General features: G+C 67.7%; 7 protein-coding genes. 5 read left to right on the top strand and 2 right to left on the bottom strand.

All coding sequences use genetic code 11. From position 1 onward, the window contains the following. On the bottom strand, positions 1 to 1,153 hold a 1,153-nt coding region (locus tag VJR25_RS09240; protein WP_324114681.1), incomplete at its 3' end, for a sensor histidine kinase. A 130-nt stretch (positions 1,154 to 1,283) separates the two neighbouring features. On the opposite strand from VJR25_RS09240, the gene VJR25_RS09235 reads away from it, so the two are divergent. From VJR25_RS09235 to VJR25_RS09215, 5 genes are all read left to right on the top strand, one after another. Beyond that, the gene (locus VJR25_RS09235; RefSeq protein ID WP_324114680.1) at positions 1,284 to 2,267 is read left to right on the top strand and encodes a Bug family tripartite tricarboxylate transporter substrate binding protein; all 984 of its coding nucleotides are present in this window, start codon (positions 1,284 to 1,286) and stop codon (positions 2,265 to 2,267) included. Between the two features lie 125 nt (positions 2,268 to 2,392). Then, on the top strand, positions 2,393 to 3,145 hold the full coding sequence (locus VJR25_RS09230) for an amino acid ABC transporter ATP-binding protein (RefSeq protein ID WP_324114679.1): 753 nt from the start codon (positions 2,393 to 2,395) through the stop codon (positions 3,143 to 3,145). 75 nt (positions 3,146 to 3,220) lie between these two features. Further along, the gene (locus tag VJR25_RS09225) at positions 3,221 to 4,105 is read left to right on the top strand and encodes a glutamate ABC transporter substrate-binding protein (RefSeq protein ID WP_324114678.1); all 885 of its coding nucleotides are present in this window, start codon (positions 3,221 to 3,223) and stop codon (positions 4,103 to 4,105) included. A gap of 18 nt (positions 4,106 to 4,123) precedes the next feature. After that, entirely contained in the window at positions 4,124 to 4,768 is a 645-nt protein-coding gene (locus tag VJR25_RS09220; RefSeq protein ID WP_324114677.1) for an amino acid ABC transporter permease, read from the top strand. Continuing rightward, positions 4,765 to 5,613 carry an amino acid ABC transporter permease gene (locus VJR25_RS09215; protein ID WP_324114676.1) on the top strand — a complete coding sequence of 283 codons (849 nt, stop codon included), beginning with the start codon at positions 4,765 to 4,767 and terminating at the stop codon, positions 5,611 to 5,613. Before VJR25_RS09220 ends, VJR25_RS09215 begins: the two co-directional genes overlap by 4 nt. 26 nt (positions 5,614 to 5,639) lie before the next feature. Here the strand turns inward: VJR25_RS09215 and VJR25_RS09210 are convergent. Beyond that, positions 5,640 to 5,909: enolase C-terminal domain-like protein (locus VJR25_RS09210; protein WP_324114675.1), on the bottom strand; the 270-nt coding region annotated here is incomplete at its 5' end.

Below are 5,909 nucleotides of genomic sequence, written 5' to 3'. Positions count from 1 at the left end.
TCGCCACCAGCAGCGCCGCGACCGTCGCATCCTTCACATGACGGGCGACCTGCATCGTGATCTCGGCGTTCTGACGCGACAAGAAGCCGATGAACTGACGCGCCTCGTCGTACTCCCCGAGTTGGACGAGACCGGAGACGGTGTGCAGCTGGTTGAAGAATTCGTGCGTCTGCGCCCGCATCGTCTGCGTGATGCTCTGGTTCATCGCCAGCTGGCTCTGCAGTTCCGCCAGCTCGGTGCGGTCTCGCAACGTCGTGACGCTGCCGACATGGTGGCCGCGACTGATCACATTGCGCCGGTTGAGGACGAGCAGGCGAGCCCCGATGCTCACGACGCGCTCGCCCTCGCCCGCGCTCGACGAGAGCGCCTCGCGGATCGGACCGTCCAGCCAGAGCTCGTCGATGTGACGGCCGACTGCCGCGCCGTCGAGACCGAGCAGCTCCATCGCGCTCCCGTTGAGCAGCGTCACCCGGCTGTCCGCGCTCACCCCGATGACGCCCTCCCGGATGCTGAACAGCAGGGCTTCACGGTTGTCGGCGAGCTCGGCGATCTCGTGCGGCTCCAGCCCGCGCGTGCTGCGTCGGACCACGCGGGACAGCACCCATGAGCCCAGGACGCCGAGGAGCGCACCGACCCCGAGGAAGAACACCAGTCCCGGCACGGCCGCGAGGAGCTCGGTGCCGAGAGGCGGATACTCCTGCGCCACGACGATCAGCCCGAGGAGTGTGCCGTCATCCTTGAGCACGGGCACGTTCGCCGCGATGTACTGCTGATGGTCGCTGACGATGTCTCCGGCCCACGCGCGGCCGGAGAGCGCGATATGCGCCACGAGCGTGGACCGCTGCCCGGTGGTGGTCGGGTCGGATGACGCGATCACGCGCTGCGTCGGATCGACGATCGCGACGACGGACGCATTGGAGAGGTCGCGGGTCTTCTCCATGTCGGGGGCCAGGACCAAGGACGCCTGGGGGGTGCCGATCTGGCTGGTCACGAGGGGCGACGATGCGAAGCTCTGCGCACTTGCGAGCATGCGCTGGCCCTGGACGTCGTGGAACTCCGATCGCCCCTGCGCGATCGAGACGAACGTCACGGCGACCAGAACAGCGGAGATGACGGCGAGCTGCAGCAGGAACACCCGGCCGGACAGCGACATGCGTCGGGATGGCCGGCTCCGCGACCACAACGACCACAACTTACTTTGGTTCGCTAACAGTGACATGTCACCTTGTCGCCGTTCACAATTCGATGGTACCCACCGTCGATGAAGCAGAAGGGAGCGCGGGATGATCCTCCGCAGCCTGCGCCTCCTCGTGGTCGGTGTCAGCGTCCTCTCACTGCTCGCCGGATGCGCACTGCTCGCCGGTGATCGAGGTCAGGTGCGCCCGATGACCGTGATGATCCCGAACGCTCAGGGCGGCGGCTACGACATCACCGCCCGGACGATGACGAACGTCATGGAGAGGGCCGGCATCACCGGGCACATCGACGTGTTCAACGTGGTGGGCGACAACGAGACTGTGGCGATGGCCCGGCTCATGAAGGAGTCGGGGAACGACCGGCTTCTCATGATGATGGGGCTGGGCATGGTCGGAGCGTGCTACAGCAGCGGGTCGGCATACGCGCCGACGGATGCGACGCCCATCGCCGAGCTCACGGAGCAGCCGGAGATCGTCGTGGTGCCCGCGGACTCGCCGTACCGCTCGATCACGCAGCTGATCTCCGCATGGAGGAGGAACCCCGGCGGGGTGATCGTCGGGGGCGGCTCCTCCATCGGCGGCCCGAACTACATCTTCCCGATGCTCCTGGCCAAGACGGCCGCCATCCCGGTGCGGGCCGTGCGGTACCGCGCGTTCTCCGGCGACGGGGAGATGCTCCCCGCCCTGCTCGACCACCGCATCACCTTCGGCGCGTCAGGGATGGCCGAGTATCGCGACCAGATCACGGCGGGCCAGCTTCGGGTGCTCGCGGTATCCGCCTCGTCTTCTCCCTCTCCCGGCACTCCCACCCTGAAGGGGTCGGGGATCGATCTCGTCTACGAGAACTGGCACGGTGTGCTCGCGCCACCGGGCATCTCCGCAAGCGCCCGGCAGAACCTCACGGACCTGCTCACCCGGTTGCACGGGACCGCGAGATGGCGGCGTGCGCTGGCGGCGAACGGCTGGACCGATGCGTTCCTGACGGGCCGCGCATTCGCAGAGTTCCTCGCTCGACAAGAGCGTCTCGAAGCGCAGGTCATGCACGAACTCGATCGGCCGATCTCCGGCTGACCACCGACGACACGGCGCCCCGCGGCGCGCAGCTTCCGCATGCCTGCGCGGCCCGCCGGCACGCCCCGACGACCTGTCCCACCCCCAGAACGAACCCGCAACAGAGAGATGAAAACGTGAGCCGGATGATTCCCCAAGACGAGGCCGACACCCCCGTCGTCGAGCTGCGAGGGGTCGGCAAGAGATTCGGCGACGTGCACGCGCTGCACGGCATCGATCTGTCGGTCGCCCGCGGCGAAGTCGTCGTGATCCTCGGACCCTCCGGGTCGGGCAAGTCGACCCTCTGCCGCACCATCAACCGCCTGGAGACGATCGATGAGGGGGAGATCCTCGTGGACGGCGAGCCGCAACCCGTCGAGGGGCGGGCGCTGTACCGCTTCCGCACCGAAGTGGGCATGGTCTTCCAGTCGTTCAACCTGTTCGCGCACCGCTCGATCATCGACAACGTGACGCTCGCCCCGCGCCGCATCCTCGGGATGGACAAGGCCGCCGCACGCGAGCGTGCTTATGAGCTCCTCGATCTGGTGGGCATCCGATCCAAGGCGGACGCGATGCCCGCGCAGCTCTCCGGCGGACAGGCCCAGCGCGCGGCGATCGCGCGCGCTGTGGCGATGGGCCCGAAGGCTCTCCTCTTCGACGAACCGACCTCGGCCCTCGACCCGGAGGCGACCCGCGATGTGCTCGGCGTCATGCGCAACCTGGCCGACCGCGGCACCACCATGATCGTCGTCACCCATGAGATGTCCTTCGCCCGGTCGGTCGCCGATCGAGTGGTCTTCATGGCCGACGGCGAAATCGTCGAGATCGCCACCCCGGAGAGATTCTTCAGCGCGCCGAGCAGCCGGCGAGCGGTCGAGTTCCTGTCGTCCGCGGACTGAGCCGCGACGGACAGGACGACGCATCCCCACTCCCCCGGCACGGGCCGGGGCCATCAAGAAACGAAAGAGACACCCATGCGACACCTTCCCAAGATCCTCACCGTCGCCGTCGCCGGCGCCCTGGCCGTCGGCTTGAGCGCCTGCAGCAGCGGCCCGTCCGCGGCCGCGCCGAAACCGACCCACACCTTCGCTGCCGGCACACAGATGGCCGAGATCCAGCAGCGCGGCAAGCTGATCGTCGGAGTCAAGGACGACTTCCCGCTGTTCGGGATGAAGAACCCGGTGACCGGTCAGCTCGAAGGGATGGACATCCAGCTCGCCGACCGCCTCGCCCAGGAACTGACGGGGAGCGCATCGAACATCCAGTACGTCGTGGTCACCAGCGCCGACCGCGAGGCGTTCCTCCAACAGCACAAAGTGGACGTCGTGATCGCGACCTATCCACCGAATCCCGCGCGCATGGCCGCCGTCGACTTCGCAGGCCCGTATCTGATGAGCCCCGTCTCGGTGATGGTGCGCACCGGCGACAAGGCGATCTCCCGCCCGGCAGACATGAACGGCAAGAACATCTGCGTCACAGCGGGCTCCGGGGCGGTGGACATGGTCCCGCAGAACGCGCCGACCGCGCATCTGATGACGCTCGCGACGATCACCGAGTGCATGCAGGCTCTCGAGCAGAACCGCGTGGACGGGGTCGCGACGACCAACTCGATCCTGCTCGGGCTGATCAGCCAGAACCCGGGCAAGTTCGAGATCGCGCCCGGCAACCTGCTCAAGAACGGCAAGCCGGCCTCCGACAACGACTCGATCGGGCTGCCGAAGGGCGAGAAGGCGTTCCACGACTACCTCGATTCCTTCCTCACCAAGATCGAGGCGGACGGCACGTGGAAGAAGATCTATGCCGATACCGTCGGGAAGGTCTCGCACGACTCGCCGACTCCGCCCCCGATCATGTACTGACGACCGAGGACTCCAGCAGTGTCATTCCTCCTTCCGCATCTCGCGGAGTTCGGCCAGGGCATCCTGCTCACCATCGCACTCATCGTGCTCGGGTGGGCAGGGGCCCTGGTCCTGGGCACCGTTCTCGCGGGCCTGCGGGTGTGCCCGTTGCGCACCGCACGACTGGTCGCGACCGGGTACGTGCTCGTGTTCCGCAACGTTCCGCTTCCCGTCCAGATGGTCCTGTTCGTCTTCGGCCTGCCCCTGGTCGGCATCCAACTGCCGCTGTTCGCATCGGCTGCTGTCGTGCTGATCGTCTACACGGCGGCCTTCGTCTGCGAAACCCTGCGCGCCGGCATGAACACGGTGACCGTCGGCGAGCTCGAAGCCAGCCGCGCGCTCGGCTTCTCCGGAGCCGGCACGCTGGTCACCGTGGTCTTCCCGCAGGCGTTCGCGGCCATGGTCATGCCGATGGGGAACGTGCTCATCACGATGATCAAGAACACGTCTGTCTCCGCCATCGTGGGCGTCGCGGAACTGACGTTCACGGCGGACCAGGTCGCGATCGCCGAGGTGCAGCCGTTCATCGTCCTCGGCGGTGCCGCGGTGGCATATGTCGTCATCGGACTGCTGGTGCGACGCTTCATCACGACATTCGAGAGAAAGGTGAGCTTCGCCCGATGAACACCGTCCTGTTCGATGCGCCCGGACCGAAGACGCGATGGCGCCACCGTCTGCTGGAGGCGGCCGGGATCGTCGTGGTGGTCGCGCTGGTCGCGATCGCCCTGTCGATGCTCGTGTCGCACGGCTTCTTCACCCCCGCCGCGTGGGCGCCGTTCGCACAGGGGGGCCTGTGGCGCCTCGTCGGCCTCGGGCTGCTGAACAATGTCACCGCCGCGATCGTCGCGATGATCCTGTCGATGGCGATGGGCCTGCTCCTCGCCTTCGGGCTGACGGGAAGATCCCGGATGCTGCCGCGCCTGTGGCGCTCGGTGACCGCGACGCTCGGCAGCATCCCGGTGCTCCTGTTCCTCTTCTTCATCTCGCTGATGCTCCCGGCGTGGGGGCTCCAGCTCACCGACTTCTGGTTCCTGGTGATCGCACTCACGCTCTACAGCGGTGCCGTGATCGGGGATCTGATCGCCGCCGGGGTGCAGGCGCTCCCGCGTGGTCAGTCCGAAGCGGCGGCGGCATTGGGGTTCTCGCCGGTCCGGACGATGGTGACCATCCTGCTTCCACAGGCGATGCGGAACATCGCGCCCGCACTGGTCAGCCAACTCGTGATCGTGTTCAAGGGCACCGCACTGGCCTACGTCCTGGGCGGGTACGTCGAACTGCTGCACACGGCCACTGTGATCGGCTCGTACTACAGCCAGTCGGCGCTGCAGGCGCTCGTGGTCGCCGCCGTGCTGTTCATGGCGGTCAACATCGGGATCTCCGCGCTCTCGCGCGCCGTGGAGCGATATGAGCGCCGCCGGTTCGGTCTGCGCGCGGCACCCCGGTCGGCCATGGTCCCGGATCCGCAGTGAGCGCCGCGCCGTTGATCCGCTTCGGGTCAACGGCGCGCGACGGCCCGCTCGACCGTGCAGTCCTCCAGCGCGACCGGGTCGATCTCGACCCCGAGCCCGGCACCCGTCGGCACGCGCACGTGACCGTCCTCGAGCACAGCGGGCTCGGTGACGATGTCGCGGGTGTAGAAGCGGGACGAGGCCGACACGTCGCCGGGCAGCGTGAACCCCGGCAGGGCGGCGAGCGCGGCGTTGGCCGCCCGCCCGATGCCCGTCTCCAGCATCCCGCCGCACCACACCGGCACACCGGCATCGAG

It is taken from the genome of Microbacterium sp. (assembly GCF_035277845.1).
Taxonomy (GTDB): domain Bacteria; phylum Actinomycetota; class Actinomycetes; order Actinomycetales; family Microbacteriaceae; genus Microbacterium.
Note: the sequence above shows the minus strand (reverse complement) of the source record. Positions and strands in the feature narration are given on the sequence as shown.